General features: G+C 69.9%; 26 protein-coding genes. 9 read left to right on the top strand and 17 right to left on the bottom strand.

All coding sequences use genetic code 11. The features are described from left to right. Positions 1–32 precede the first annotated feature (32 nt). Genes ABH927_RS17100 through ABH927_RS17085 form a run of 4 tightly spaced genes read left to right on the top strand, consistent with a single transcriptional unit; the run spans position 33 to position 2,422 of the window. Positions 33–761, top strand: coding sequence for an ANTAR domain-containing protein (locus tag ABH927_RS17100; RefSeq protein WP_370022619.1), 729 nt, complete (start codon positions 33–35; stop codon positions 759–761). After that, a complete protein-coding gene (locus ABH927_RS17095) occupies positions 733–1,098 on the top strand; it encodes an STAS domain-containing protein (RefSeq protein ID WP_370022617.1) in 366 nt (121 codons plus the stop codon). The genes ABH927_RS17100 and ABH927_RS17095 overlap by 29 nt, the downstream gene beginning before the upstream one ends. A 22-nt stretch (positions 1,099–1,120) precedes the next feature. Further along, positions 1,121–2,173, top strand: coding sequence for a quinone-dependent dihydroorotate dehydrogenase (locus tag ABH927_RS17090; protein ID WP_370022615.1), 1,053 nt, complete (start codon positions 1,121–1,123; stop codon positions 2,171–2,173). 45 nt (positions 2,174–2,218) lie between these two features. Further along, on the top strand, positions 2,219–2,422 hold the full coding sequence (locus ABH927_RS17085; RefSeq protein WP_370022613.1) for a heavy-metal-associated domain-containing protein: 204 nt from the start codon (positions 2,219–2,221) through the stop codon (positions 2,420–2,422). Positions 2,423–2,559: 137 nt separating this feature from the next. On the opposite strand, the gene ABH927_RS17080 is transcribed toward ABH927_RS17085, so the two are convergent. From ABH927_RS17080 to ABH927_RS17065, 4 genes are all read right to left on the bottom strand, one after another. Further along, positions 2,560–4,194: a beta-N-acetylhexosaminidase gene (locus ABH927_RS17080; RefSeq protein WP_370022611.1), complete on the bottom strand. Its 1,635-nt coding sequence runs from the start codon at positions 4,192–4,194 to the stop codon at positions 2,560–2,562. Positions 4,195–4,393: 199 nt separating this feature from the next. Then, complete coding sequence (locus ABH927_RS17075; RefSeq protein WP_370022609.1) at positions 4,394–5,260, bottom strand: N-acetylmuramoyl-L-alanine amidase; 867 nt, start codon at positions 5,258–5,260, stop codon at positions 4,394–4,396. Between the two features lie 81 nt (positions 5,261–5,341). Continuing rightward, a complete protein-coding gene (locus ABH927_RS17070; RefSeq protein ID WP_370022607.1) occupies positions 5,342–5,590 on the bottom strand; it encodes a hypothetical protein in 249 nt (82 codons plus the stop codon). Positions 5,591–5,729: 139 nt separating this feature from the next. After that, positions 5,730–6,839, bottom strand: a complete 1,110-nt coding sequence (locus ABH927_RS17065) for a LacI family DNA-binding transcriptional regulator (RefSeq protein WP_370022605.1) — start codon at positions 6,837–6,839, stop codon at positions 5,730–5,732. 460 nt (positions 6,840–7,299) lie between these two features. On the opposite strand from ABH927_RS17065, the gene ABH927_RS17060 reads away from it, so the two are divergent. Next, entirely contained in the window at positions 7,300–8,001 is a 702-nt protein-coding gene (locus tag ABH927_RS17060) for a TetR/AcrR family transcriptional regulator (RefSeq protein ID WP_370022603.1), read from the top strand. A 145-nt stretch (positions 8,002–8,146) separates the two neighbouring features. On the opposite strand, the gene bldC is transcribed toward ABH927_RS17060, so the two are convergent. Together bldC and ABH927_RS17050 are read right to left on the bottom strand one after the other, a co-directional pair. Then, the gene (gene bldC / locus ABH927_RS17055) at positions 8,147–8,350 is read right to left on the bottom strand and encodes a developmental transcriptional regulator BldC (protein WP_013133571.1); all 204 of its coding nucleotides are present in this window, start codon (positions 8,348–8,350) and stop codon (positions 8,147–8,149) included. Between the two features lie 320 nt (positions 8,351–8,670). Further along, on the bottom strand, positions 8,671–9,543 hold the full coding sequence (locus ABH927_RS17050; protein ID WP_370022601.1) for a hypothetical protein: 873 nt from the start codon (positions 9,541–9,543) through the stop codon (positions 8,671–8,673). A 137-nt stretch (positions 9,544–9,680) separates the two neighbouring features. Here ABH927_RS17050 and ABH927_RS17045 point away from each other — a divergent pair, with 137 nt between their 5' ends. Continuing rightward, entirely contained in the window at positions 9,681–10,799 is a 1,119-nt protein-coding gene (locus tag ABH927_RS17045; RefSeq protein ID WP_370022599.1) for a Leu/Phe/Val dehydrogenase, read from the top strand. A gap of 151 nt (positions 10,800–10,950) precedes the next feature. Next, positions 10,951–11,184, top strand: coding sequence for a DUF3073 domain-containing protein (locus ABH927_RS17040; RefSeq protein WP_370022597.1), 234 nt, complete (start codon positions 10,951–10,953; stop codon positions 11,182–11,184). Positions 11,185–11,395: 211 nt separating this feature from the next. Here the strand turns inward: ABH927_RS17040 and purM are convergent, their stop codons facing one another. After that, on the bottom strand, positions 11,396–12,421 hold the full coding sequence (purM, locus tag ABH927_RS17035; RefSeq protein ID WP_370022595.1) for a phosphoribosylformylglycinamidine cyclo-ligase: 1,026 nt from the start codon (positions 12,419–12,421) through the stop codon (positions 11,396–11,398). Next, complete coding sequence (purF, locus tag ABH927_RS17030) at positions 12,418–13,854, bottom strand: amidophosphoribosyltransferase (protein WP_370022593.1); 1,437 nt, start codon at positions 13,852–13,854, stop codon at positions 12,418–12,420. The genes purM and purF overlap by 4 nt, the downstream gene beginning before the upstream one ends. Before the next feature lie 179 nt (positions 13,855–14,033). Between purF and ABH927_RS17025 the strand changes: the two genes are divergently transcribed. Beyond that, entirely contained in the window at positions 14,034–14,684 is a 651-nt protein-coding gene (locus ABH927_RS17025; RefSeq protein ID WP_370022592.1) for a hypothetical protein, read from the top strand. A gap of 12 nt (positions 14,685–14,696) precedes the next feature. Here ABH927_RS17025 and ABH927_RS17020 read toward each other — a convergent pair whose 3' ends face one another. Then, a complete protein-coding gene (locus tag ABH927_RS17020; protein WP_370022591.1) occupies positions 14,697–15,137 on the bottom strand; it encodes a sterol carrier family protein in 441 nt (146 codons plus the stop codon). Positions 15,138–15,196: 59 nt separating this feature from the next. Continuing rightward, the gene (locus ABH927_RS17015) at positions 15,197–16,645 is read right to left on the bottom strand and encodes an MFS transporter (RefSeq protein ID WP_370022589.1); all 1,449 of its coding nucleotides are present in this window, start codon (positions 16,643–16,645) and stop codon (positions 15,197–15,199) included. A gap of 109 nt (positions 16,646–16,754) precedes the next feature. Between ABH927_RS17015 and ABH927_RS17010 the strand changes: the two genes are divergently transcribed. Next, entirely contained in the window at positions 16,755–17,453 is a 699-nt protein-coding gene (locus ABH927_RS17010; protein ID WP_370022587.1) for a TetR family transcriptional regulator, read from the top strand. Here ABH927_RS17010 and ABH927_RS17005 read toward each other — a convergent pair. From ABH927_RS17005 to purS, 7 genes are all read right to left on the bottom strand, one after another. Beyond that, a complete protein-coding gene (locus tag ABH927_RS17005) occupies positions 17,360–18,814 on the bottom strand; it encodes an MFS transporter (RefSeq protein ID WP_370022585.1) in 1,455 nt (484 codons plus the stop codon). The genes ABH927_RS17010 and ABH927_RS17005 overlap by 94 nt on opposite strands. 43 nt (positions 18,815–18,857) lie before the next feature. After that, a complete protein-coding gene (locus ABH927_RS17000) occupies positions 18,858–19,523 on the bottom strand; it encodes a Crp/Fnr family transcriptional regulator (protein ID WP_370022584.1) in 666 nt (221 codons plus the stop codon). A 102-nt stretch (positions 19,524–19,625) separates the two neighbouring features. Continuing rightward, on the bottom strand, positions 19,626–21,710 hold the full coding sequence (locus ABH927_RS16995; RefSeq protein ID WP_370022582.1) for an adenylate/guanylate cyclase domain-containing protein: 2,085 nt from the start codon (positions 21,708–21,710) through the stop codon (positions 19,626–19,628). A gap of 395 nt (positions 21,711–22,105) precedes the next feature. Further along, a complete protein-coding gene (purL, locus tag ABH927_RS16990) occupies positions 22,106–24,361 on the bottom strand; it encodes a phosphoribosylformylglycinamidine synthase subunit PurL (protein ID WP_370022580.1) in 2,256 nt (751 codons plus the stop codon). Further along, complete coding sequence (gene purQ, locus ABH927_RS16985) at positions 24,358–25,041, bottom strand: phosphoribosylformylglycinamidine synthase subunit PurQ (RefSeq protein ID WP_370022578.1); 684 nt, start codon at positions 25,039–25,041, stop codon at positions 24,358–24,360. Before purQ ends, purL begins: the two co-directional genes overlap by 4 nt. A gap of 354 nt (positions 25,042–25,395) precedes the next feature. Beyond that, positions 25,396–25,845 (bottom strand): ATP-binding protein, encoded by a 450-nt coding sequence (locus tag ABH927_RS16980; protein ID WP_370022576.1) that lies wholly within the window; start codon positions 25,843–25,845, stop codon positions 25,396–25,398. 172 nt (positions 25,846–26,017) lie between these two features. Beyond that, positions 26,018–26,263 carry a phosphoribosylformylglycinamidine synthase subunit PurS gene (purS, locus tag ABH927_RS16975; RefSeq protein WP_261587162.1) on the bottom strand — a complete coding sequence of 82 codons (246 nt, stop codon included), beginning with the start codon at positions 26,261–26,263 and terminating at the stop codon, positions 26,018–26,020. Positions 26,264–26,549 lie beyond the last annotated feature (286 nt).

The following is a 26,549-nucleotide window of genomic DNA, read 5'->3' as shown; positions in this document are numbered from 1 at the left end:
GGCGCAGGGTGAGGTTCACGAGAGGACATGGAATGACCCATATCGATCCGGAGGCGCTCGTCGCCAGCCTACGGCGTTTGCAGAAGAACACGACGGCGACGGGGATCGTGCACCACCTTGAGCGCATCGTTCAGGTGGTCGATCGGATCTTTGGATACTCCGGGGCGGGACTGATGTTCGCCGAGGAGGATCGCACGCTCCGTTATCTCTTCGCTACGGACGAGCGTGGCCGCAGTTTGGAGCGTGCCCAGGCGGTGACGGGCCAGGGGCCCTGCGTCGCCGCGTACGCGGACGATGCCGCCGTGACGACCGTTGACGTGCGAAGCGATCCCCGATGGCCCAGCCTGCCCGAGTTGCTCCACCCCGAGGTCAGAGCCGTCGCTGGGGTGCCGATCCGGCTTGGCGGTGTGCCGGTGGGAACGCTGAACGTTTATCAGGACACCGCACATGATTGGGAGGAGTCGGACACTCAGGCGCTCCATGCGTACGCCCATGTGATCGAGCAGGTTCTCGTCGCGTCGATGGAGGCGGACGAGAAGGCCGAGCTCGCCGACCAGTTGCAGTACGCGCTCGACTACCGAGTGGTGATCGAGCGAGCCATCGGATACCTCATGGGAAAGCACGACCTGACGGCTTCGCAGGCGTTCACGGGTTTGCGGAAGCAGGCCAGGGACAGCCGGCGGAGAGTTTCCGACCTCGCGGCCGAGCTGCTGGGAGAGCAAGGACCGCCGAATGTTGCGAACACAGATCATGCCGTCTGAAGGCCGGATTCAGATGGCGGTCCACGGCGACCTCGATGTGATCGGCGCCGGGGAGCTTCGTAGCTGCATCTGCGACATCCTCCGGACGTACCGCCCCGGACAGGTCGACATCGACCTGTCCGGGGTCGACTTCATCGACTGCTCCGGCTGCCGGACGCTGCTCTGGGCCGACACGCGGGTGCGAGGGCGTGGCGGGACGATGGCCGTCGTCCGCCCGTCCACGCTCGTCCTGCGCCTCCTACGGCTCCTGGAATTCGATCGGGAGCTGTCGATCCGGACCTCGCAGGACATGGACCTGACCACGCCCCGGCGCGAGGTGAATCCCGGACCGAACTGACCCAGGCGATAGTCTTGCGGCGATGTATCGATTCGTGTTCACGCAGGTCCTCCGCCGCTTCGACGCGGAGGCCGTCCACCATCTCACGCTCAGGCTGCTCCGCCTGCTGGCGGTGCTCCCGTTCGTGAAACGGGTGCTGCACGATCTGTTCGCCCCGCATGACGAGGCGCTCCGGATCCAGGCCTTCGGCGTCCACTTCCCCGGGCCTCTGGGGCTCGCCGCCGGTTTCGACAAGGACGCCGGCTGCTTCGAGTCGCTCGCCGCCTTCGGCTTCAGCCACGTCGAGGTGGGCACGGTCACCGCGCAGGCGCAGCCCGGCAACCCCCGGCCTCGTCTGTTCCGCCTGCTGGAGAGCCGGGCGATCATCAACCGGATGGGCTTCAACAACGCCGGAGCGGCGGCCGCCGCCAGGCGGTTGCGCAAGCCACGCGGCGTTCCGGTCGTCGTCGGCGTCAACATCGGCAAGACCAAGGTCGTGCCGGAGGCGGAAGCCGTACAGGACTATGTGGCCAGTGCCCGGCAACTCGCGCCCTTCGCGGACTACCTGGTGGTCAACGTCAGCTCGCCCAACACGCCGGGGCTGCGGAACCTCCAGGCGGTCGAGCTGCTGCGTCCGCTGCTGGCCGCCGTCAAGGAGGTCGCCGGGCGTACGCCGCTGCTGGTGAAGATCGCCCCAGACCTGGCCGACGAGGACATCGACGCCGTGGCGGAGCTGGCGGTCGATCTCGGCCTGGCCGGGATCATCGCCACCAACACCACGATCGCCCGCGCGGGCGTGTCGAGCACCGAGACGGGAGGGCTCTCGGGGCGTCCCCTCAAGCAGCGGTCGCTGGAGGTGCTGCGCCGGCTGCGCAAGAAGACGGGGGATCGGCTCACGCTCGTCTCCGTCGGGGGCGTGGAGGACGTCGACGACGTGTGGGAGCGGCTGCTCGCGGGCGCGACGCTCGTGCAGGGCTACACCGGCCTGATTTACGAGGGGCCTCTGTGGGCGTCCCGGATCCACCGCCGGCTTGCCCGCCGCGTCCGTCGCCACGGATACACGACGATCCGCGAGGTCATCGGCAAGACCGCCTGAGTGCAATACCCTCCTGGGGTATCTTGGCGTGCCTTGGAGGATGACATGAGCGTGAAGACCTACACCGTCCACGGGATGACCTGTGGCCACTGCGCGAGCTCGGTCAAGGAGGAGGTCGGCGAGATCGCCGGGGTGACCGCGGTCGAGGTCGACCTGGCCACCGGCAGGCTGGACGTCATCGGCGAGGCCGTGCCCGACGAGGCCGTCCGGCTGGCCGTTAAAGAAGCCGGATACGAGATCGCCGCCTGAGCCCCCCACCTTTCGCCGTGATCATGCATGGATTCCCGCGCGAGCCTCACGACCTGCACAAACCCCCGCCGTGATCATGCACGGATTCCCCCGCGGGTCCGCGACCTGCGCGAATCCACGTCGTGATCATGCACGCGTCACATGCTCGGCCGCGTCGAGTCGGCCGAGTGGGTCATCTCGTCGAGGTGCTTCATCACGTCATGCACCGCGACGACTCCTGGCCGGTGCCGCCGCCACCCCGTGCCGCCGCGCTGCCACGGCCGGGGCCCCGCCGGCGGGCGATACTCCACCCCGAAAGCGTCCAGCCGTACGAGATGGGCGTCCAGGCGCGGGAGGAACCCAGGCTCGGCGGGCTCGCCCGTCCAGGTGATTTCGGCCGCCGCGCAGCCCCGTGGCCAGGCGCGGTAGTCGAGCGTCCGGGCGTCCGGGATACGCTCGCTCCAAAGCTGGAACTGTGCCCCCAGCATCCGGGCGCGCTCCTCCGGCGTCCACTCCGCGGGTGCGGGAGCGAAGGCGGCGACGTCGGCGACCGTGACGGCGTCTCCGATGCCGACCGGCTCCTCCGCCGACGACGCCTCGGCGTAGTCGAAGTACATCGGGAACACGGGCGTCGCCACCACGTCGTGACCCGCGGCGGCCGCCCGGCGGCCCACCGCCTGGCCGCGCCACGGCATGACGACCGTGTCCTGCCGCAGCATGCCGCTGACGAACGCCTCATCCCAGACCACGGCCCGGATCGCTCGCTCCGCCAGCACGTCCGCCAGCCGCCGCAGGAACCAGGCGTGCAGGTCGGCCGGAGCCTCCAGGCCCAGCTCGGCCTGGTACGCCGAGATCTCCGCCGAGGCGGCCCAGTCGTCGAGCACGCACTCGTCGCCGCCGAGGTGGAAGTACGGCACGTCGCCCAGCGCCTCGATGATCTCGTCGAACACCGTGGTCAGGAACTCGACGGTGGGCGGCAGCGGGGAGAGGATCGCGGGGGAGATGCCCCACCGGTCCAGCACGTGATAGGTCTCGTCCGGCTTCGCGCCGAGGGACGGGTAGGCCGCCAGGATCGCCGAGGCGTGCCCCGGCACGTCGATCTCCGGGACGACCGTGACCGCTCGCGCCCGGGCGTACGCGGCGATCTCCGCCAGATCGGTCAGCGTGTAGTAGCCGCCGTGCGGCACGCCGTCGAACGTCGGCTCCTCGCCGAAGAAGCTCGTCGTCGTCTGGGCGCGGTGGGAGCCCACTTCGTGCAGGCGCGGGAAGGCCCGGCTCTCCACCCGCCACCCCTGGTCGTCGACGAGGTGCAGGTGCAGCCGGTTGAGCTTGTGGAGGGCAAGCAGGTCGATAAGCCGCAGCACTTCCCGCTTCGGCAGGAAATTTCGGGCTATGTCCATATGTGCTCCGCGCCAGGAGAACCCGGGAGCGTCCTCCACACGGCCGCAAGGGACGGTCCAGGACGTTCCCGGCAACGCCGTTGAGCGGAACGCCCCCGCGGGCAGGAGTTGCCTCAGCGTCTGCCCCGCGTAGAAGGCGCCCGCCCGGTCCCCGGCCGTGATCCGCACCGCTTCCGGCGTGATCGCGATGGTGTACGCCTCGGCTCCCAGGCCGGCGTCGTGCTCCACGCTCAGCGCCGCCGCGGCCTCCGCCGGTCTCAGGTCGAGTACGGCAAGCGGGAGCCGTACGGCGTCGACCAGCTCGGCGGGGCCGGAGATGGCGGCGCCGGGAACGAACTCGAACGATCCCGGCGCAGGGGCAACCATGCGGGGACGGGGAAGCAGGTCATCCATGCCTCAGATCATGCCAAATGTCCTCGATGCGCACAGCAGGCCCTGGATGCATGATCACGCATGGGAAAGGGGCAGGCGGGAGGGCGTGAGTGGGAACCTGTGCATGATCACCACGAGGAAGGGGCAGGTCGGATCCGCTGCGCGGGAACCTGTGCATGATCACGCCGGGAGGTCTGTGCTTGATCACCCCAAATGGGGGTTAGGTGAGGTAGGCCTGGAAGGCCTTGGCGAGGGAGTCGGCGACGTGCTGGCGGAATCGCGGGTCCTTCATCTTGGCCGCGTCGCCCGCGTTGCGCATGTTCCCGCACTCGATGAACACCTTCGGGACCTTCGAGAGGTTCAGCCCGCCGAGGTCGTCACGGACGTCGAGGGCGTTCTTGCCGATATACGTCGAGTACGGCACGCCGGTCCCGGTGTGGTAGGCGTTCCGGATCAGCAGGCCGAGTCTCCTGGAGTCGTCCACCACCGGGTCGACCGGGCCGTTGATCTTCTTGGGGATGATGACGTGGAAGCCGTGCCCGCCGGCCGGAGCACCGTCCCCGTGGATGGAGATCGCGGCGTCTGCCTTGGCGTGGTTGCCGATCGCCGCCCGCTCGGTGATGCACGGCCCGACGCTCGTGTTGTCCTTGCGCGTGAGCTTCACCGTGGCGCCCGCGGCCCGCAGGTCCTTGGCGAGCCGGTTGGAGACGTCCCAGGTGAAGGCGGCCTCGCTGTAGCCGTCGTTGGTCGACGTGCCGGTGGTGTCGCACGCCTTCCACTGGGTCAGCACGTTGACCTGCTTGTTGATGATCTCCGGATGGCGGTAGTTGCCGCCGTTGTGGCCCGGGTCGATCACGATTACCTTGCCCGCCAGGGGCTTCGCGGCCGCCGGGGGCTTCGCCTTCGCGGCGGGTGTGCCGGCCGTACGCGCCGAGACCTGACTCACCGTGCCGGCGGCCTCCGGCCCGGTGTTCTGTGCGGCCTTGGGGGCGGTCGCGTCCGCGTCCGAGCTCGCCGTGCCGCCGCAGGCGACGGCTCCGAGCCCGCACAGGCCCAGGACTGCGGCGGCAAGTGGTCGACTGATCACGGCGGGTCCCTTCGCGAGGTCTGTCGGCAACCAACCTACGTGTAGGTGGAGCGTAATCAGACCGTTATGCCGCGAAAGGGGTCACCAAGCCGGCTCGGCGACTTCCTGCTTGTGCAAGAGGGCGGCCAACTCGCGGGCGTCCTCCGCGTCGAGACCGAGCACCACCCGGGGACGCCCCCAGGGATGGTCGATCGAGTGGGCGACGTAGCTCGCCACGGACTCGGCGATGTCCTCGCCGCTCAGGCCGCGGGCCTCTCTCCAGTGCGCCCAGGCCCGCTCAAGCTCTCCCGCCGCCCGCTGGGCGCAGGACACCAACTCAGGATCACGCATGGAATCCCCCGATTCTCGCGAAAGTGGTCGCCGGCCCGGTGAGTCCCCCCGATGTCGCGACCCGCCGGGGGTCGGCGTCACGGCCCGAGTCAACACCCTCCGCGACGTGACACGTCGGCGGTTGACCTAGCTTTGGGACTCACTTGGCGCTTTGGGACCCACTTGGAACGGGGCCGGTGCTCCGTCGCGGGACAAGGGTGGGAGTCACCTGGCGCAGGCGTGCCACCTTGCCCGGCTCGGTGATGCGGTCGCTCAGCAGGGCGGCGGCCGAGCGCCCCATCGCACGGCGGGGCTGGTCCACGCTGGTCAGCGAGATGTGGTTGACCGCGGCGAGGTGTGTGTTGTCGTAGCCGACCACGGAAAGGTCCTCGGGCACCCGCAGGCCCAGCTCGCTCGCCGCCGTGAGGACGCCCATGGCCACGATGTCGTTCGCCGCGAAGATCGCGGTCGGCCGGGGGTTCCGCTCCAGCAGCGCCAGCGCCGCGCGCCGGCCGCCCTCCTCGGTGAAGTCGCCGTGCTCCACCATGATGTACGGCGCGAGCGCGTGGCGGCGCATGGCCACCAGATAGCCCTCGCAGCGGCAGCGCGCGGCCGAGGACGGCGTGCCCTCGATGTGCGCGATCCGCCGGTGGCCGAGCTGGACCAGATGGTCGACCGCGAGGCGGGCGCCGAGCTGGTCGTCGTCCACGACGATGTCCACACCCTCCAGCTCCACGTCGCGCTCGCCGACCACTACCGTGGGCGTGTACGCGGCCGCCTCGGCCAGGGTGTCACTGGACGGCGCGACCCCGAGCAGCACCAGCCCGTCCACGCGTAGCTCGAGGAACGCCTCCACCGCCTCGTCCTCGAACGCCGGGTCCCACCGTCCGCTGCCGATCAGCAACCGCAGCCCGTCGCCGTGCAGGCTTTCCTGCAGGCCGTCCAGGAACTCGGCGTAGAACGGGTTGTGCAGGTCCGCGACGAGGGCGCCCACCAGGTGGGTGCGACCCTCGACCAGGCTGCGCGCCACCGCGTTCGGGCGGTAGCCCAGCTCCCTCGCCGCCTGCAGCACCGCCTCCCGGCGATGCTCGCTGACATGGGGCGAGCCCCTGAGCACGAGGGAAACGAGCGACTTCGAGACGCCGGCGCGCTCGGCCACATTCCGGATGGTCGGCCGTGGCCGTGGGCTGAACCCATCGGACAGTCCGCCGTCGGGCAGCGAAAGCGCGACGTCGTTCCGGGCAGTGGTCTGCATGGACGGTCCTGACATGGTTCTCCCCACGATGCGTGGACGTGCACCTGACACACCAAACGATCGAGTCGCCCGTAGGGTACGGGTTGCGCGCCGTAAGGCTAATTCGTTCCAGTTCCTTCGGGCGTTGGGGATGCCCAATAGCTGCGAGCCACCACCCCGGCGTGATCATGCACAGAGTCTCGCTGGTTGCGCCGAGCTGCGCCCGCGCCATTCGTGATCATGCACGGATTCCCTTCTCTGGGCAGTGGCCAGCGCGATCCTCGGGAGTGATCTTGCAACGAATGCCGCTCCAGCGGAGCCGCCGGCGTCCCGGGGAATGCATGATCACGACTTTCGTTCTCGCAGGCCGCCGAGCCGTGTGGGAGCCTGTGCATGATCACCATTCAAGTTGACGCAGGCCAACGGGCCAAGCGGGAACCCATGCATGATCACCACTATGTGGGGTCATGGGGATGGACCCGCTAGTGTGCGAAGTGTGGGTGGCACATCCCAGGCGGAGAACAATCAGGAGACCCCTGACCAGGCCACCGTGCGGCCGGTGCGGCGCAGGCTCAGCGTCGACCGGCGGCGCGAGGAGCTCATCGCGGCCGCGCTGGAGCTGTTCAGCAGGCAGGACGCCGAGGATGTCTCGATCGACGACGTGGCCGCCGCCGCCGGGGCGTCGAGGGCGCTCGTCTACCACTACTTCGGTGGCAAGCAGGAGCTCTACGTGGCGGCGCTGCGCAGCGCCGCGGAGGAGCTGGAGGCCCGGCTGCGCTTTCAGGGCGGCGGCGAGCCCATCGACAAGCTGTCGCGTGGGCTGGCGCGCTACTTCGACTTCGTGGAGGAGCACGCGGCCGGGTTCGCCGCGCTGCTCAGGGGCGGCCCCGCCAACCGGGCGGGGGAGATCGGCGAGATCGTTGACGGGGTACGGCAGCGCCTGCTCCGGCTGATCATGAACCAGCTGCGGGTCGGCGCGCCGGGGCCGGTGCTCCGGATCACGCTCACGTCGTGGGTCGCGTCGGTGGAGACGGCGGGCCTCGACTGGCTGGCGCACCGCGACATCGGCCGGGCAGAGCTGGAGCGGCTGCTGGTGGATCACATGGTCGCCCTGCTGAGGGTGGCGGCCGACCATGACCGCGAGGTGGAGTGCCTGCTCGGGACCCTGCTTCGGGACCTTGCTTCGGGACCGGCGTGACCAGTAGCGGGGAGGCGCCGGGCGGGCGGCGCCGGCCCACACCGTCCCGTGACCCATGGCGGTCACGGGTGTGTGGTGGACGCGCTCACATCTCGGACGCGAGCGCGCCGTTCTTCCCCCCTAGTTCCGGCGACGCGCCCCGTACCTACTCGGACCGCTGCTGCGGAATCCCCGCGAGCAGCGCCCGGACCTCGGTCTCCCGGTAGCGCCGGTGTCCGCCGAGCGTGCGGATGGACGTCAACTTGCCCGCCTTCGCCCACCGAGTAACGGTCTTGGGGTCGACGCGGAACATGGTTGCGACCTCCGCCGGGGTGAGCAGTGGCTCGGCCTCGGGTGTACGAGCTGACATTTGTGCGGCCTCTCCTCCGTGTGGACCGGCGACAGCGATCCTGCGACTTGTCTGGCGCTTGTCACGGATGTCCCCCAATGATCCATAACGTGCGGTTTCTAGGACCATTTGCGGTATCACCCGATGTGACCATACAGCCACGTAGTGCGATTGGCGAGCCCTCTGGGCGCAACGTCTCGACCACGCGTTGTTGTCACGCTCGGTGATTCTAGCGACACGTTTCGTGGTATCGCAGTGAAAACGGCAAACTACTCAGTTCGTAGATGTGAGATCGAACATCCCGTGACCCAATTCTGCAGGTCAGGGCGTCTTGATTACGCTCAGTTTGCGAATTCCAGAGCCTGTATTGATCTCCAGCGGAGGATGACCCGCTGATACATCGCGAAGGCAAGTTCTTCCTGACCGTTGTCCAAACCCGCGAGAGCGGCGGACACCTCGGCGACGGACTGGTCGCCCTGCAGGGTCTCGTCGTTCATGAGATGCACCAGGCCGCCGTAGTCCAGCTCCACCAGCGAGTGGGGGTGGAACTCCTCTAGCCAGCGGCCCACTTCCTCGACCTCGGTCAGGATGGTGACATGGCCGACATGCCGCCGGATGACGACCAGCGCGCGGGCGACGCGGCGGCGAGCCTGGGCCATCGACGTCACGTACAGCATGTTCCTGGGCGGCGCGGTCGTGGTGGGTACGGCCGGCTCGGTGGTCTCATTCCCCTCCGCGCCCAGGACGAGCCACCGCTCCGCGGAGTCGAACGGTACGAACCACGGCGTCGGGACGTGCCATGTGCTGGTGTGGATGTTGGTGCGCAGCGACGGCTCGCCGCGCTTGAAGCGGTCGAAGTCGTCGGCCGTCTGCTCCGCGATCGCCTTCGGCACGAACCGGTCGGCCAGCTTGACCGGCATGCTCCCGCGGAAGGAGGCGAAGGCCAGCCAGGACCGCAGCCTGCTCTGCCACGGGCAGACATACAGCATGTCCTCGACCCGCCGCAGGTAGGCGTTGTGACTCTCCTTGTCCGGGGCGGGCGCCGGAGGGACGCAGAGCAGCCTGCGGACGGACTCGTCGTGCTCCACCTCCAGCGCGCCGGCCCGGCGCGGCCGATCGCGCGACTCGGCGTAGCCGGCCCACACCGCCCGATCCCGGGGAGTGAACGCGGTCAGCGGCTCGTACACGCGGAGATAGGCGGTGTAAGGCAGCACATCAGAATCGTGCCATGCCTCCGGGGACATGTGCAGCGCTGTCCTGATTTTTCATGATCATTTGTTTGGATCGTCGGTAAGGTGGAGGAGAACCGCCGCAACAAGGCGGCGGTGAGAGGCGATCAGGAGTCACCACCGTGACCGACGTCTTCGGGCTGTCCCACAAGGATCCCAGCCCAGTCAAGGACGCGAACCCCGTTCATCCCGTCAGGCACGAGCAGGTCGCGTTCTGCTGCGACGAGCGCAGCGGCCTGTACGCGATCATCGCGATCTACAGCACGGCACTCGGGCCGGGGCTCGGCGGCACCCGGTTCTACCCCTACGAGAGCGAGCAGGCCGCCCTCGCCGACGTGCTGAACCTCTCCCGCGCCATGGCGTACAAGAACGCCCTGGCGGGGCTCGACCACGGCGGCGCCAAGGCGGTCATCATCGGCGATCCGGCGACCGCCAAGAGCGAGGCCCTGCTGCGCGCCTACGGCCGGTTCGTCCAGTCGCTGGGCGGCCGCTACTACACGGCCTGTGACGTGGGCACCTACAGCGAGGACATGGACGTCGTCGCCCGGGAGTGCTCCTACGTGACCGGGCGCACCGAGGCGCACGGCGGCGCGGGCGACTCCTCCATCCTCACCGCCTTCGGCGTGTTCCAGGGTATGCGGGCCGCCGCCCAGCACGTCTACGGCACGCCGTCCCTCAAGGGCAGGCGCGTCGGGGTCGAGGGGGTCGGCAAGGTCGGCCACCGCCTCGTCGATCACCTGATCGAGGACGGCGCGGAAGTCGTGATATGCGACGTGAACGAGCAGGCCGTCGATCGCGTACGGCGGCGCCACCCGGCGGCCCAGGTCGTGGCCGACGCCGCCGCGCTGACGGCCGCCGACATCGACGTCTACGCCCCCTGCGCGCTCGGCGGGGCGCTGGACGACGCGACCGTCGCCCGGCTGACCGCCAAAATCGTCTGCGGCGGGGCGAACAACCAGCTCGCGCATCCGGGCGTCGAGAAGCAGCTCACCGAGCGTGGCATCCTCTACGCCCCGGACTACGCGGTCAACTCGGGTGGAGTCATCCAGGTCGCGGACGAGATCGAGGGCTTCAACATGGCCAGGGCCAGGGCGAGGGCGGCACGGATCTTCGACACGACCATGAAGATCTTCGACATGGCCGAGGAGGAAGGCGTCCCACCGGGCGCCGCAGCGGATAGGCTGGCGGAGCGCAGAATGTCGGAAGTCGGGCGGCTGAGGGGCATTTGGCTCGGGCGCTGACCGCCGACGCTCGTACGACGTACCGAGCAGCGCGCAAAACAGGTACGGTTATAGGCGAACGAGAGACTGACGTCTGAAGTCAGGTGGCGTCAGTGCGCGGTGCGTTAGCGACGAGGGGTCGGGCACGACCCCGCATGAGGGGGTCGAGCCAATGGGGCGCGGCCGAGCCAAGGCCAAGCAGGTCAAGGTCGCCCGCCAGCTGAAGTACAACAGCGGCGGAACGGATCTTGAGCGCCTGCGCGCGGAGCTCGGAGTCGTGGACGAGGACGATTCCGGCCACAGTGACGAGCATGACCCTTACGACGAGCTGGCTGATCGCTATGCCGATTACGCGGCCGTCGACGACGAGGACGATGACGACAACGGTCGCTCCGGGCGCCGTTGAACTGTTCCTGAGTGCCAGGTGAGACACCCGGCGGGGTAGCCGTTCCCGCCGGGTGCCGTCATCGTGGCCGGAGTCGTATTCAGCGTCCCGAGCACCGGGGCGTTTTTCGGCATTCCCGCTCCGTGGCCCGCCCGCGGGCCGGTTCCGTGACAGGCCGGTCGCCGATCCGTCGCTCTCGGGTAAGCCGCGTTGAGATCGGCCGCTTTCCCGATCAGCGGAACCGGGCCTCTCCCGCGCCCGGCACGATCTCGCCGAGGACCCACGAGGGCACGCCACGCCCGGCGAGCAGCTCCGTCGCCCGGTCGGCCTGCTCGGAGGGGACGATGGCGCACATGCCCACGCCCAGGTTGAAGGTCCTGTCCATTTCGGCCTGCGGCACGCGGCCGTGGCCGGCCAGGACCTCGAAGATCGGATGAGGCGTCCACGAGCCCCGGTCCAGCACGGCGTCGACCGTGCCGGGAAGGGATCGCGCCAGGTTGGCGGCCAGGCCGCCGCCGGTGATGTGGGCCAGCGCGTGCACCTCCGTCTCGCGGATGAGCGCGAGACAGTCGAGGGAGTAGACGCGGGTGGGCTCCAGCAGCTCCTCGCCCAGGGTCCCGGACAGCTCGGGCAGCTTCTGGCCGAGATCCAGCCCGGCGGTCTTGAGGATGTGCCTGACCAGGGAGTATCCGTTCGAGTGGATGCCGCTCGACGCCAGTCCGAGCACGACGTCGCCCGGCCTCACCCGGTCGGGGCCCAGCAGTTCGTCGGCCTCGACGACGCCCGTGCCGGCGCCGGCCAGGTCGTACTCGTCGGGGCCCATCGCGCCGGGGTGCTCGGCGGTCTCGCCGCCGACGAGCGCGCAGCCCGCCAGACGGCAGCCCTCGGCCACGCCGCCCACGATGTCGGCGATGCGCTCGGGCACCACCTTGCCGCAGGCGATGTAGTCGGTCATGAACAGCGGCTCGGCCCCGCAGACCACGAGGTCGTCGACGACCATGCCGACGAGGTCGATGCCGATCGTGTCGTGCTTCCCGAGCCGCTGGGCCAGCATGACCTTGGTGCCGACGCCGTCGGTCGAGGTGGCGAGCAGCGGGCGGCGGTAGCGGAGGAACGCCGACGCGTCGAAGAGCCCGGCGAAGCCGCTGGCGTCGTCGACGACCTCGGGCCGCCGCGAGCGCGCCACGCGCGACTTCATCAGCTCGACGGCGCGATCACCGGCCTCGATGTCGACGCCGGCGGCCGCGTAACTCGTCATCGCTGGGCCTCCAGGACGTACTTGCCGACCCTGTCCTGGTCGATCGCGATCGGGTACTGGCCGTCGAAGCAGGCCCGGCAGAGCCGGTCGGCCTGGATCGTCGTGGCCCGGGTCAGCCCATCGAGGGAGATGTAGCCGAGGGAGTCGGCGCCGAGCGAGCCGCGGATCTCCTCCACCGACAGGGATCCGGCGATCAGCTCGGCCCTGGTCGCGAAGTCGATGCCGTAGAAGCACGGCCAGGCGACCGGCGGCGACGAGATCCGGACGTGCACCTCGGTGGCGCCCGCCTCGCGGAGCATCTTCACGATCGCGCGCTGGGTGTTGCCGCGCACGATCGAGTCGTCCACGACGACGAGGCGCTTGCCCTCGATGACCTCGCGGAGCGGGTTCAGCTTCAGCCGGATGCCGAGCTGCCGGATGGTCTGCGACGGCTGGATGAACGTGCGGCCGACGTAGGAGTTCTTCACCAGGCCCTGGCCGTACGGGATGCCGCTCTGCTCGGCGTAGCCGATGGCGGCCGGCGTGCCGGACTCGGGCGTGGGGATGACGAGGTCCGCGTCCACCGGGTGCTCGCGGGCCAGCACGCGGCCGACCTCGACGCGCGTGGACTGCACACCGCGCCCGGCGATCGTGGTGTCCGGGCGGGCCAGGTAGACGTACTCGAACAGACAGCCCTTGGGCTCGGGGACCGCGAACCGGCGGGACCGCAGCCCGCGCTCGTCAATGGTCAGGAGCTCGCCGGGCTCGATCTCGCGGATGAAGGACGCGCCGACGATGTCGAGCGCCGCAGTCTCCGACGCGACGACCCAGCCGCGCTCCAGCCGGCCGAGCACCAGGGGACGGATTCCCTGCGGGTCGCGGGCGGCGAACAGCGTGGTCTCGTTCATCCACACCAGGGAGTAGGCGCCCTTGACCTCGGGGAGCAGCTCGGCCGCCGCGTCCTCGACCGGGCGGGAGCCGTCCTGCGCGAGCAGGGCCGTCAGCACCTCGGTGTCGGTGGTCGCCTTGATCGTGCCCGGTGCGAGCCGTTCGGACAGCTCGGTGGTGTTGATCAGGTTGCCGTTGTGGGCCAGCGCGAGACCGCCGACCTCGGTGGAGCTCAGCGTGGGCTGCGCGTTCTCCCACACACTCGAGCCGGTGGTGGAGTAGCGGCAGTGCCCGATGGCTAGGTGGCCGCGCAGGGTTCCGAGGATGGACTCATCGAACACCTGGGCCACCAGGCCCATGTCCTTGTAGACCAGAATCCGGCTGCCCTCGCTGACGGCGATGCCCGCGGACTCCTGCCCGCGATGCTGCAGCGCGTACAGACCGTAGTAGGTGAGTTTGGAAACGTCCTCCCCGGGCGCCCATACACCGAAGACGCCACAGGCGTCTTGCGGTGCGCGGTCCTGGGGGTCGAGGTCATGGCCCAGACGGCCGTCGCCCTTCAACACGTACTTGAGTCTATTTCGGCATTCATGCTGCTCGCACCCGTGGGTGGAGAAGTCGCGGCAAACGATCGACCGTGCTTTGCCGTGTCACGCCTGGTCCGCCCCCGGTTTCCGGGAGAGTCTGGGCCTTCCGGCATGCCCAAATTCAGGTACGGGCCCAGTTTCAGATGGGGAGTACGACCGTGGCGACATCTGACGACCCCGAGCAGAGGTCGATCTTCCCGATGACCTCCCGGGAGGAGCCCGGCGAGGACCGCGGGAACCAGCCTCCAGGGGGCCGGGGGCGGGAACCCGGTCAGGAGCCGAGCCGGGGTGAGGAGCCGGGCCAGGGTCCCGCTGAAGGCCCTTACGGCGGCCAGGGTCCCGGTGGTCAGGGCCCTTATGGCGGTCAGGGGCCCTACGGGGGCCAAGGGCCGTACGGCGGGCCGCTGCCTCCGCCCCCGCCCGGGCCCGGCGGGCCTCCCGGGCCGCCGTGGGGCGGGCCGTGGCAGCCTCAGGGGCCTCCGCCGGGCGCCGGCGGGCTCGGCACGGCGGCGCTGGTGCTCGGAATCGCGAGCCTCGTCCTGCTGCTCGTCTGCGGCGTCGGAACGCTGGTCGCGGTCGCCGGCGTGATCGTGGGGATCGTCGCGATCGCCAAGAACTCCAACAAGAGACGGGCGGTCATCGGCCTGGTCCTGAGCGTGGTCACGCTGGTCCTCGCCGTGATCTTCGGGGTGTTGCTCTACTACTGGTACCAGAGCAAGAACCTCGGGGAGTGCTTCGACCCCGCGCTCTATCCCAGCCAGGAGGCGGCGCAGCGGTGCGTCGAGAACAAGCTCGGCGGCGCACCCTGACGGCTGATCCGCTTACAGCAGGGGCAGGTAGCCGGACAGGTCGGCCCGCGCGCCGCTGGCGGAGATCCTGCCCGCCGCCATGGCATCCGACCACTCGAGCCGCCCGGTGGCCAGCTCCAGCCAGGTGCGCGGGTCCGTTTCGATGACGTTGGGAGGGGTTCCCCGGGTGTGCCGGGGGCCCTCCACGCACTGCACCGCCGCATAGGGCGGGACCCGGACCTCCACCGTCCGCCCGGGCGCCCGCGCGGCCAGTTCTTCGAGCAGGTGCCGTACGGCGAAGCGTGCGGCGTCCCTGACCGGGGTCAGGCCGGCGTCGTAGGCCCCGAGCACCGCCCGCGCGCCCGCGTCGCCGACGGCGCCGTCGGGGCCTTCGAAGGGCGGCTGCCCCAGGTCGAGAAGCTGGGCGTCGAGCGCCTCCCGGACCTTCCCCGGGTCGAGTCTGCGTGGCGGCACGTGTTCATTCTGGCCGAGCCCGCCTGATGCCTCGTCGTCCGCCCGCCGTCGTCCGCCCGTCAGGCGAGGGACTCCGAGACGGCCGGGGCCATCGGAGCCTCCGCTTGGCCTTCCACTGAGGGTGCCGCCGTACGGGCCTGCCGGAGTGCGTAGAGGCTGACCGGGACGCCGACCAGGACGATCGCGGCCGCCACGAGGAGCGTGAACTGGTAGGCCTCCAGGAACCTGTGCAGCGGAGCCCCCGTGACGACGCTCTCGCGGGAGTTGAGGATCGCGCCGAGGATCGTGATGCCGAGCAGCCCGAAGACCTCCCGCGAGACGTTGAGCACACCGGACGCCACACCGGCTCTGGCCGACGGCATCGCGCTGAGCACGAGGTTGGTGAGGGGGACCAGCAGCCCGGCGCCCGCGCCGTACAGCAGGAACCACGGAAGCAGATCGGTGTAGCCGTCGCCCTCGCCCACGCTCGACAGGCCGCCGACGGCGATGGCCATCAGGCCGAGCCCGGCCGCGACCGTCCGGGCGCTGCCGAACCGCGCGGCGATACGTGGCGACACGATGGCGATCATGGCCATGAGCAGGGCCATCGGTACGAACCCGGCGCCGGCCTGGGTGGGGGTGAAGCCGAGCGCGCTCTGCAGGAAGAGCGCGGTGAAGAAATAGATGCCGAACACGCCGAACGCCCACAGCCCCATGGAGAGCAGGCCCCCGCTGAAGATCCGCTCCCTGAAGAGGGTGAGGTCGATCATCGGCTGTGCCGTACGGGACTCGATGATCAGGAAGGCGACGGCGGCGACGGCCGCGAGCGCGAACGAGCCCAGGATGGGGGCCGACGACCAGCCGCGCGACTCGCCCTCGATCAGGGCGTAGGTCAGCGCGAGCAGCGCCAGCGCCGAGGTCACGAGGCCGGGCAGGTCGAGACGGGCGCGCGCGGCCTTTGCCGCATGTGCGCCCTGGGCGCGGATCGACCGGAACCCGATCACCGCCGTGACGGCGCCGATGGGCGCGTTGATCAGGAAGATCCAGCCCCAGTCGGCGTTCTCGCTGAGGACGCCGCCAGTGAGGGGGCCGATGGCGAGGGCGAGCGCTCCCACGGCGCTCCAGATGCCGACCGCCGTCCCCCGCTCGCGCGGGTCGGGAAAGATCTTCGTCAGCAGGGCCAGTGACGTGGGCGTGAGCAGCGCGGCCCCCACTCCCTGTACGGCCCGCGCGGCGATCAGCATCTCCTGACCGCCGGCCAGTCCGGCGGCGACCGACGCCAGGGTGAAGATCCCGAGCCCGGTGAAGAACACCGTCCGCAGGCCGAAGACGTCGGCCAGCCGCCCGCCCACGAGCAGCAGCCCGGCGAACACCAGGATGTAGGCGCTCACGATCCATTCCAGGCCCGAGATCGTGAGCCCGAGGTCCCGCTGGATCGTCGGCAGCGCCACGTTGACCACGTTGTTGTCCAGATAGGTCATGAAGGTCGCGAGCGCCACCGCGACGAGCGCCCACCATCTTCCGGTCATGGGTCCTCCTTCTTGTACGGAGTACATGTACGGCGTACATGTACAATGCATAGGAGACCTTGTACGGCGTATAGTTGTCAAGCGCCGCACGGAAACGAGGGAGATGGCCATGGGAGCCGCGGAGAAGCTGACCCGCCAGGCCGTGGTGGACAAGGCCGTCGGGCTGGCCGACGCGGATGGGGTCGAGGCGGTCACCATCAGGCGGCTGGCTCAGGAGCTGGGCGTGACGCCGATGGCCCTCTACTGGCATTTCAAGAACAAGGACCTGCTGCTCCAGGGCGTCGCCGACCAGGTGCTGGCCGAGGTGGTCACGCCGGAGTTCGACCCCGCCGCACCCTGGAACGCCCGGCTCCGGGCGATGGTCGAGGCGCTGGTCCGCGTGCTGCGGCGGCATCCCAGCCTGACCTCGATCTTCCCCATGATCGAGAAACAGGGGGTGGAGAGCTTCACCCGTGCCACCGAGGTGGCCCTCGACCTGCTTTCCCAGGCGGGATTCACCCTGGAGGAGGGCTATTTCATCTCGTCCCACCTGCTCCAGGGGGCCATCGCGCTTGTGGACGGCCAGCCCGGCTGTCCGGTGCGCATGAGCGAGAGCGAGGCGGCCGAGTGGCGGCGCCAGAAGCGGCTGGCGCTGGAGTCGCTGCCCGCCGACCGGTTCCCGCGCATGGTGGATTTCGCCAAGACCTTCGAGCCCGAGCCCGACGTCGAGCGCTACTACGCCTTCGGACTCGACCTGCTGATGTCCGGTGTCGAGGCCATGGCCGCGCAGAGGGCCCCGAGCACCGCGACGCCGAACAGCGCCACGTAGGTGCGCTGGAATCCGCTCATCAGCTCCTGAAGAGCCACGGGGGACACCCGCGAGAGCGTGCCGGCGTAGACCTGGCCGCGCAGCTCGGGCGTCACGGAGCTGGTCAGCACGGTCAGCGTCGTCGCCACGCTCAGCACGATCCCGATATTCATGATCATGATGCGGAAGCCGTTCACGACTCCGAGGCTCCCGGGCGGCAGCGCGCTCATGACCTGGGTGGTGTTGCCCGTGAGGAAGGCTCCGCTGCCGCATCCGGCGACGAACAGCCCCAGCCCGATCACCCAGTACGGCGTGGCGGCGCCGGGCGAGAGCCCGAGCACCAGCAGCCCCGTGGCGGTGGCCACGCACCCGCCGACCGACAGCGCGTAGGGGCTGACGCGGCGGCCCAGGGCGCCGGCGATCGGGGAGGCGAGCGTCATCCCGATCGGGACGGGCAGGACGCCGAGTCCGGCGGTCAGGGCGTCCACCCCGCGGGCGGCCTGGAAGTAGAGCCCCACGAGCAGGATCAGCGACGACCGGGCCAGGGCGTTGCAGAACGACGCGAGGTTGGCGAAGATCAGCATCCGGCCGCCGAACAGCGTGAGGTTCAACACGGGATGGCGGGCCCTCCGCTCCACGAGCACCAGCACGGGAACGAGCGCGACGGCGAGCAGCCCGGGAAGCGGATCGCTCTGGCTGATCGCGATCAGCGCCGCCGAGAGCACGACGAAGACGATGAGGTTGCCGAGCGCGTCCACGGGCTCGCGGGGGCCCTTGGGCACCTTCCGGAGCGTAAAGGCGCCCCAGACCAGCGCGACCAGCCCGGCGGGCACGTTGATCCAGAAGATCCAGCGCCAGCCGAGCGCGCCCGCGATCAGGCCGCCGAGGGTCGGTCCCGCGAGCTGGGCCACCGACAGCGTCGCCATGTAGACGCCCATCCCCTGGCTCAGCCGGTCGGGCGGGAACGCGGCGGTGATGATGACGGTGCCGTTGGCGAGGATCATCGCCGCTCCCAGGCCCTGGACCGCCCGCATCACGATGAGGAGACCCACGTTGGGCGCGATCCCGGCGAGCAGCGACGCCGCCGTGAAGATGGCGAACCCGAGGAGATAGATCTCCCGCCTGCCCAGCAGGTCGGCGACCCTGCCGAAGAAGACCAGCGTCGCCGTGCTGACCAGCAGGTTCGACAGCAGGATCCAGCTCGACGCGAGCGGCCCGGCGTGGAAGTGCCGCACGACCTCGGGAAGCGCGACGTTGAGCGTGCTGGAGCTGATGCCGATCAGCACGAGGCCGAGCCCGGTGACCGAGCAGACCCGCCAGGCGTACCTCATGGCGTGGGCGTATTCCGGCGACCCGGGGCGCAGGGGGACGGCGACGGTCATGCCGTCGATTGTGCTTTATCCCGATTTTTCCTGGCCGAGGGGATCAGCGGGCCCGCTTGCGGAGCCCTTCGAGGTCATAAACGATCACCCGGCGGCGGCCGGTCTCGATCAGCCCGCGATCCCTCAAGCTGCGCAGCGCCTTGCTGACCGCCTCGCGGGACGCGCCGGTCCAGCCGGCCAGCTCGTCCTGGGAGAGCGGCAGGGCCACCTTGACCCCGCCCTCGGCCGGCTCGCCGTACCGCTCGGCCAGCTCGACGAGCCGGGTCGCCACCCGCCCGGCTGTGTCGAACGCGCCGTACTCGACGCGTTTGCGGTCCGCGTCCCGCAGGCGGCCGATGACGAGCCGCATGAGCAGCACGGCGACCCGGCCGTGGTCCTTCAGGAAGCCGGGGAAGTCGTGGACGACGAACCCCTCGATCGGCTCCAGGGCCGTCACCGTGCCCGACCGGGGATGGCCGTCAAGCGCGGACATGTCTCCGACGAGCGCCCCCGGGCCTCGTACGGCGAGCACGACCTCGGTCCCGCTGGCCGTGTGCGAGGACACCTTGACCCTGCCGGAGGTCAGCACGAGCACCCAGTCGGCGGTCTCGCCCTCGTTCATCACCGTCGACCCGCGATCCCAACGGCGGGTGCGCCCGGCCGCCCGCAGGTCCGCGATCTCGTCCGCGGTCAGCAGGGCGAGGAACTCGCCCGGTTCCGAACCGGTCACCCGGCACCTCCCCAGTAGCGGCGTATGCCGTCCGTCATGCCGTGCCCCAGTGTTGGCCCTCCACGGGCCGCCGGTAAAGGCAGTTTTACCGGTGGGCCGGCCTCATCCGAGGGTGATCAGCCGGTAGGCGTGGACGGTCTGCTCCTTGCCCTTCAGCGAGAGGTCGCCCAGCGACACCACCTTCGCCGGCCCGATCTGGTCGCGGGTCGCCTGGCCGATGACCACGGTGCCGGGCTCGGCCAGCGCCTGGAGCCGGGCCGCCACGTTGACCGCGTCGCCCATCGCGTTGAACCCGCGGAACTCCGGGCTGCCGATGTTGCCGACGAGGGCCATCCCCGTATTCACCCCGACGCGGAACGTCGGCCACTCCACGTCCGCGAGCAGCCCCGCGGCTTGCTCCGCCACCACCTGACGCGACACCTCGGCGGACGCCTCCTGCATCTCCAACGCGGCCTGTACGGCTTTCGCGGCGTGGTCGCCCTGCCGTACGGGCGCGTTGAAGAGCGCGAGCAGCGCGTCGCCGACGAACTGGACGATCGTGCCGTCGTTGCCGAGGATGCAGGGCACGGCCGCCGTGTGGTAGCGGTTCAGCATCTCGACGATCTCGCCGGGGGAGACCCGCTCCGAGAACGTGGTGAAGCCCCGGAGATCGGCGAAGAGCGCCGTCACCTCGACGAGCTTGCCGCCCAGGGCCGCCTGACCGGGGTCGGCCAGCAGGGAGCGGGCCACGGCGGGAGACATGTACTGCCGGAACAGCGTGTCGAGCTCCTGGTAGAGGCGGGCGTTCTCCAGGGAGATCGACATCTGGCCCGCCAGAGTGGCCGCCAGCGCCTCGTCCTGCGCCGTCACGCCCACCGGGACGGACAGGGCTCCGGCGAGCCGTCCCTTCACGGTCAGGGGGTGGACGACGCGGCCGTCCTCGGCGATCACGGCCCCCTCCGCCAGCGCCCGGACGTCGTGGCCCGGCTGGGGGTCATGCGGGCCGTAGGGGATCAGGTGGCCGTCGCGCATGAGGCTGAGCCGCACGTCGCCGTAGGCCTGCCGTACGCGGTCGAGGGCGGTGGCCAGCAGGTCGGGCTCGGGGAGCCCGACGCGGGTCCGGCGGCCGACGTCGACGAGCGCGCCGAGCCGTTCGGACAGGTCGCGCTCGGCGGCCAGCGCGGCCCCGGCCCGGTCGAGCACCGCCGCCTGGCCCTCGGTGAGCCGGAACCGGCCCGCCAGCCGGGTGGCCACGGGAACGCCCGACTCGGTCCTGCGGCGCAGGTGGCCGACCAGCTCCTCCAACGCCTCCTCGTACTCCTCCCGAATGCGGCGGACGGTCGCCGCCAGCGCCACCCCGTCGAAAAGCCCGGCGGTCGCCCCTTCCCGGCGGAACTGGAGATAGGCGCTGTACGCCACGAAGAGGAAGGCGAGCGTCAGCAGGAGATGCCACTCCCACCACGACAGATGCCAGTTGTAATGGGACATCCCGGCGATCATCGCCTCGGCCAGCAGCGCGTAGGCCGTGATGAGGCTGATCAGCACCGCCGCGGGACGCCTGCGATGCAGCCGGAACATCATCGCCGCGGACGCCGCGTAGAGCGCCACGCCGATGAGGGAGAGGCCCCCCAGCCCCACGCCGCCGGGCGGCGTCGTCTCACTGAGCGGCGTGAGCCCCGGAATGAGTGACGCGACGCCCCACGCGACCAGCACCACGCCCAGCCCGGTCCGCAGCGCGGCCTGCGATCGGAGAACGGCTGTCGCCGCCCGGTTGCCCAGGGGGAGAGCCGAGATGAAGGCGAACACCGACGCGATCATGAGGCCCACCGGCTGGGACAGGTCGAAGCCGACGGTGCCCTTCGGGTGGAGGAGACCCGGTGTGGCCAGCCCGTGGAGCAGGAAGAACCCGGCGCTGCTGAGGAAGACCAGGGACACCAGCAGCAGCCGGGCGTCGCCGCGCCGGGCCGACGCCTGGCTGATCAGCCAGCCGAGGACGACGTTGACCCCCGCCACGACGAGGATCAGCCAGAAGTGGCTGAGATTGTCGTGCCACTCGATGTCGAGATGGGGCCGGGCCAGGAGCAGCCACAGGCCCAGCAGCGGCACGACGAGGTGGATGGTCCACACGACGGCCCGGACCGGCTGTGTCGCGGGAGGGAGGTACGGCTCGCGGCTCGGAGCATGCTCCGCCGGGCTCGGGTCGGGCACGGGTCCTCCGGGTAGGGCAGTCGTGTGTCGCGCCGCGTCGTCGACCGACGCGGCCCCATCCCCCCGGGGGCCGATTATCCCGGCGATCCGACCCTCCGGCCACGCATTGACTGGGGAGGACGGCGCCACCGGCCCGCAGGGCCCGAAGGGCGACGACGGCAAGACCGGCCCGCCGCTTGTGACCGCTGATGCCGACCGGGATCGTTGGTCGAACGGCTGGCGTCTTGCCCTGCGGGCGGAGCGAAGCGGGCTTCGCGAGGACCGGAGTTTCCGGCCAGGCGCAGTGAAAGTGCCTTGAGGTATTTTCTGGAATGGTTCAAGTCTTCAGGGCTGATTCCCGGCAACGCGAAGGCCCTTCCGGATGAGTGCCGGAAGGGCCTTCGACGTGAAGGGGGTCAGCCGAAGATGGCGGGCAGGGCCCCCGAGTGGGTCTCACGGAGATCGTCCACGGGGATCTCGAAGACGCCTTCGACCGTGAGCGATGTGCCGCCGGTGGTGCCGAGGCCGTAGCACGGCACATCGTGGCGGGCGCAGAGCTCGGCCAGCGCGTCGAACGCCTCGGGACGCACGCAGACCAGCGCGCGGGCGGCCGACTCGCTGAACAGCTCGACGAACGCGTCCTCGCCCGGCAGGGACACCGTCGCCCCGACGCCCTGGGCGAGGCACGACTCGGTCAGGGCGATCGCCAGACCGCCGTCGGACAGGTCGTGCGACCCTTCGAGCAGGCCGTCCGCCGCCGCCGTGACCAGCACGGAGGCCAGGCCGCGCTCGGCCTCCAGGTCCGCCTCGGGAGGTAGGCCGCCCAGGTGGTCGTGGACGACATGTGCCCACTCCGAGCCGCCGAGCTCGTCCTTGGTGTCCCCCAGGAGGACCACGCGCAGCTCCGGAGCGGTGAAGCCCGGCCTGACCCGCTTGGCGACGTCGTCGATCACGCCGAGCACGCCGACGACCGGCGTGGGGTGGATCGCGACGGCGCCGGTCTGGTTGTAGAACGACACGTTGCCGCCGGTCACCGGCACGCCCAGCGTCTTGCAGGCGTCCGCCAGGCCGCGCACGGCCTCCGCGAACTGCCACATGACCTCCGGGTCCTCCGGCGAGCCGAAGTTGAGGCAGTTGGTCACGGCCAGGGGCTTCGCCCCGGTCACGGCCACGTTCCGGTACGCCTCGGCGAGCGCGAGCTGGGCCCCGGCGTAGGGGTCGAGCTTGGCGTATCGCCCGTTACCGTCGGTCGCGAGCGCGATGCCCCGGGTGGTCTCCTCGGCCCCCGGCATGACCTCGGAGATCCGCAGCATCCCGGCGTCGGCGGGCTGGGCGAGGACGGTGTTGCCCCGGACGTACCTGTCGTACTGCGACGTCACCCACTCCTTGGACCCGAGGTTCGGCGAGCCGAGCAGGGTCAGCAGGGTCGCGCGGAGGTCCTCGGGGCGTGGGAGCCGCGCCGGGCTGTCGGCGTTGAGCGCCGCCTGGCCCTCGGGCTCGTGGAAGGGACGCTCGTAGACCGGGCCCTCGTCGGCGGCCGTGCCCGGCGGGATGTCGACGATCGTCTCGCCGTCCCACGTCATCACGAGCCTGCCGGTGTCGGTGACCTCGCCGATGACCGTCGCGGGGACGTCCCACTTCTCGCAGATCGCCATGAAGGCGGGGATGTCGCCGGGGGCGACGACCGCCATCATGCGCTCCTGCGACTCGCTCATCAGGATCTCCTCGGGCCGCAGCGTGGGGTCGCGCAGCGGGACGAGGTTGAGGTTGACCTGCATCCCGCCGGTGCCCTTGGCGGCGAGCTCCGTCGTCGCGCACGAGACGCCGGCCGCGCCGAGGTCCTGGATGCCGACCACCACGTCGGCCTGGTAGAGCTCCAGGCAGCACTCGATCAGCAGCTTCTCCATGAACGGGTCGCCGACCTGTACGGCGGGCCGCTTGGCGTGCGACTCGTCCTCGAAGGTCGCCGACGCGAGCACCGAGGCCCCGCCGATGCCGTCGGCGCCGGTCCGGGCGCCGAACAGCACGACCTTGTTGCCGGGGCCGGGCGCGGTGGCCAGCTTGATCTGGTCCTTGCGCAGCAGGCCCACGCAGAGCGCGTTGACGAGCGGGTTGCCGATGTAGCAGGGGTCGAAGACGACCTCGCCGCCGATGTTGGGCAGGCCCAGGCAGTTGCCGTAGTGGCTGATGCCCTCGACCACTCCGGGGAGCACCCGCCGCGTGTCGGGCTGGGTGGCTCCGCCGAAGCGCAGCGCGTCCATGACCGCGATCGGCCGGGCGCCCATGGACATGATGTCGCGGACGATGCCGCCGACGCCGGTCGCCGCCCCCTGGTGCGGCTCGACGTACGACGGGTGGTTGTGCGACTCGATCTTGAAGGTGGCGGCCCAGCCGTCGCCGATGTCCACCACGCCGGCGTTCTCGCCCATGCCGACCAGCAGCGCCTCGGACTTGGGCGCCTTCGTGCCGAACTGCCGCAGGTGGACCTTCGACGACTTGTAGGAGCAGTGCTCGCTCCACATGACCGAGTAGATCGCCAGCTCGGAACTGGTCGGACGCCGCCCGAGGATCTCGCGGACCCGCTCGTACTCCTCGTCCTTCATGCCGAGCTCGGCGAACGGCTGGCGCTCCTCAGGGGTCTCCTGGGCGCGCTTCACGCTGTCGAGGGTCATGCGTTCACCAGCTTCTTGAGAATGGAGGTGAAGAAGCCCCTGCCGTCGACGCTCGGGGCTCCGGTGAGGTCCTCGACGGCGTGCTCGGGGTGGGGCATGAGGCCCACGATGTTCCCCGCCTCGTTCGTGATGCCGGCGATGTCGTTGAGCGACCCGTTCGGGTTGCCTCCGGCGTACCGGAAGACCACCCGGCCCTCGCTCTCCAGGCCCGCCAGCGTCTCCGCGTCGGCCACGTAGCGTCCCTCGCCGTGCTTGACCGGCAGGACGATCTCCTGACCGCTCTCGAAGTCGGCCGTCCACGCCGTGTCCGTGCTCTCCACCCGTACGCGCTGGTCGCGGCAGACGTAGTGGAGGCCCTCGTTGCGGGTGAGGGCGCCGGGCAGCAGGTGCGCCTCGCAGAGGATCTGGAAGCCGTTGCACGTGCCGAGCACCGGCAGCCCGCTTCGCGCGGCCGGGATCAGCTCGTCCATCAGCGGGGAGAACCGCGAGATGGCCCCGCAGCGCAGGTAGTCGCCATAGGAGAACCCGCCGGGGAGGAAGACCGCGTCAACTCCCTTGAGGTCGTGCTCGGCGTGCCACAGCGGCACGGCCTCCGCTCCCGCCAGCCGTACGGCTCGCGCGGCGTCCTGGTCGTCGAGTGTTCCGGGGAAGGTGACGACGCCCACCCGGGCAGCGCTCATGACAGTGTTCCCTCCAAGCGGGCAGCGCACGCCACCGTCTCCTGGCGGACGGCGGTCTGTGGCGGTACACCTCAGGTTATCGAAGTCGCCAAATCAACCACCCCCATTGGGACGCTGGGGTGATCATGTTGGGGTGATCACGTTGGGGTGATCATGCACATGTTCCCCGGCCGCCCCGTTCACCTGCGCCGCAGCCGTGCGTGATCATGCGTGCATTCACGCGCGCCCATAATGAGCTGCGCAAAGCATCTTTGTGATCATGCGGGTGGCGTGTGCTTGCTTGTATGATCACGGCCAGCGTTTGCGCGGCTACGGCGCGGTGGCCGGGACCCGTGCATGATCACGCGGAAGGGGTTAGACGGCGGCTAGTTGCCTGTCGAGGGTGAGATGGTGGGCGATGGCGTCCTCGTCCCAGTCGAGCTCCTTGCTCAGCCGGACGGTGGTGCCGCGGCCGGGCGTGATGTCGAAGGAGATCTCGTCCACGACGGCCCGCATGATGAGGATGCCCCGGCCGTTCTCGGCGTCGCTCGGGGGGTACTGCTTGGGGATCGTGTGCAGGCCGTGGCCGCGATCTATGACGCGCAGTTCGCAGCGTCCGTCGCCGATCGTGGCCATGACCTCGTAACGGTTGGCCGGGCCGCCGTGGCGCACCGCGTTGGCACAGGCCTCGGACGTCGCCAGGAGAATGTCGGACACGCAGCCCTCGGTCACGCCGAGTGACCGCAGAGCGTCCCCCAGCACACGGCGAACCATCGGGATGCCGATCGCATCCCGCGGCATGGCGAGCGAAAACTCAATATCCACCGGACCCCTCCCCGGTGTCGAAGGTCACCAAGGTAGGCTTCCCCGATGAATCAGGGCTAACCGCAAAATCACGCGTCTGTTATTTAGGGTTCGGCCAAGAGACGGTTTTTGCTCAACCGATGTCCACTTTGGCGGACCTTGTCCTGGTCCTCATGCTGGGAAATATGCGGTTTTACCCCTCCACGCGGATCACGAAGTCCTCGATCACCGTGTTGGCGAGAAGGGTCTCGGCCATCTTTCGGACGTCCGCAAGCGCGGCCTCGTCGGCCGGCCCGTCCAGCTCCAGCTCGAATCGCTTGCCCTGCCGTACGCCGGAGACGCCCGAGAAACCGAGCCGGGGCAGCGCCCGCGCGATGGCCTGGCCCTGCGGGTCGAGGATCTCCGGCTTGAGCATGACGTCGACGATGACGCGCGCCACGATGTTCCTCCAGGTGGGTGGGGTAGCTTTCCCCCAGCCTATCGACAGCCGCAACGGCCACGGCCACGCGCGGTCCCCGGCGGCAGAGTGCGGCGGAGCGGCCCGAGGGCTCCGCCGAGTGTGGGCTCCGGCGGGGCGGGAATCGGCAAGATGTGGACGGCAATGTCGGATGCACAACCAAGTGCGAACTCTGCCACGATGTCCGCATACGCGTATGGCCTCAAACCCCCGAGGATGGACGCGTGAAGATCCGGCCAGACAGCGGTGGCGATCCCACCCATGGATG

The sequence above is a fragment of the Planotetraspora sp. GP83 genome (genome assembly GCF_041262585.1).
In the GTDB taxonomy this organism is placed as follows: Bacteria; Actinomycetota; Actinomycetes; order Streptosporangiales; family Streptosporangiaceae; genus JAOEGB01.
The sequence above is the reverse complement of the archived record's forward strand: the minus strand, read 5'-3'. Positions and strand labels throughout refer to the sequence as shown.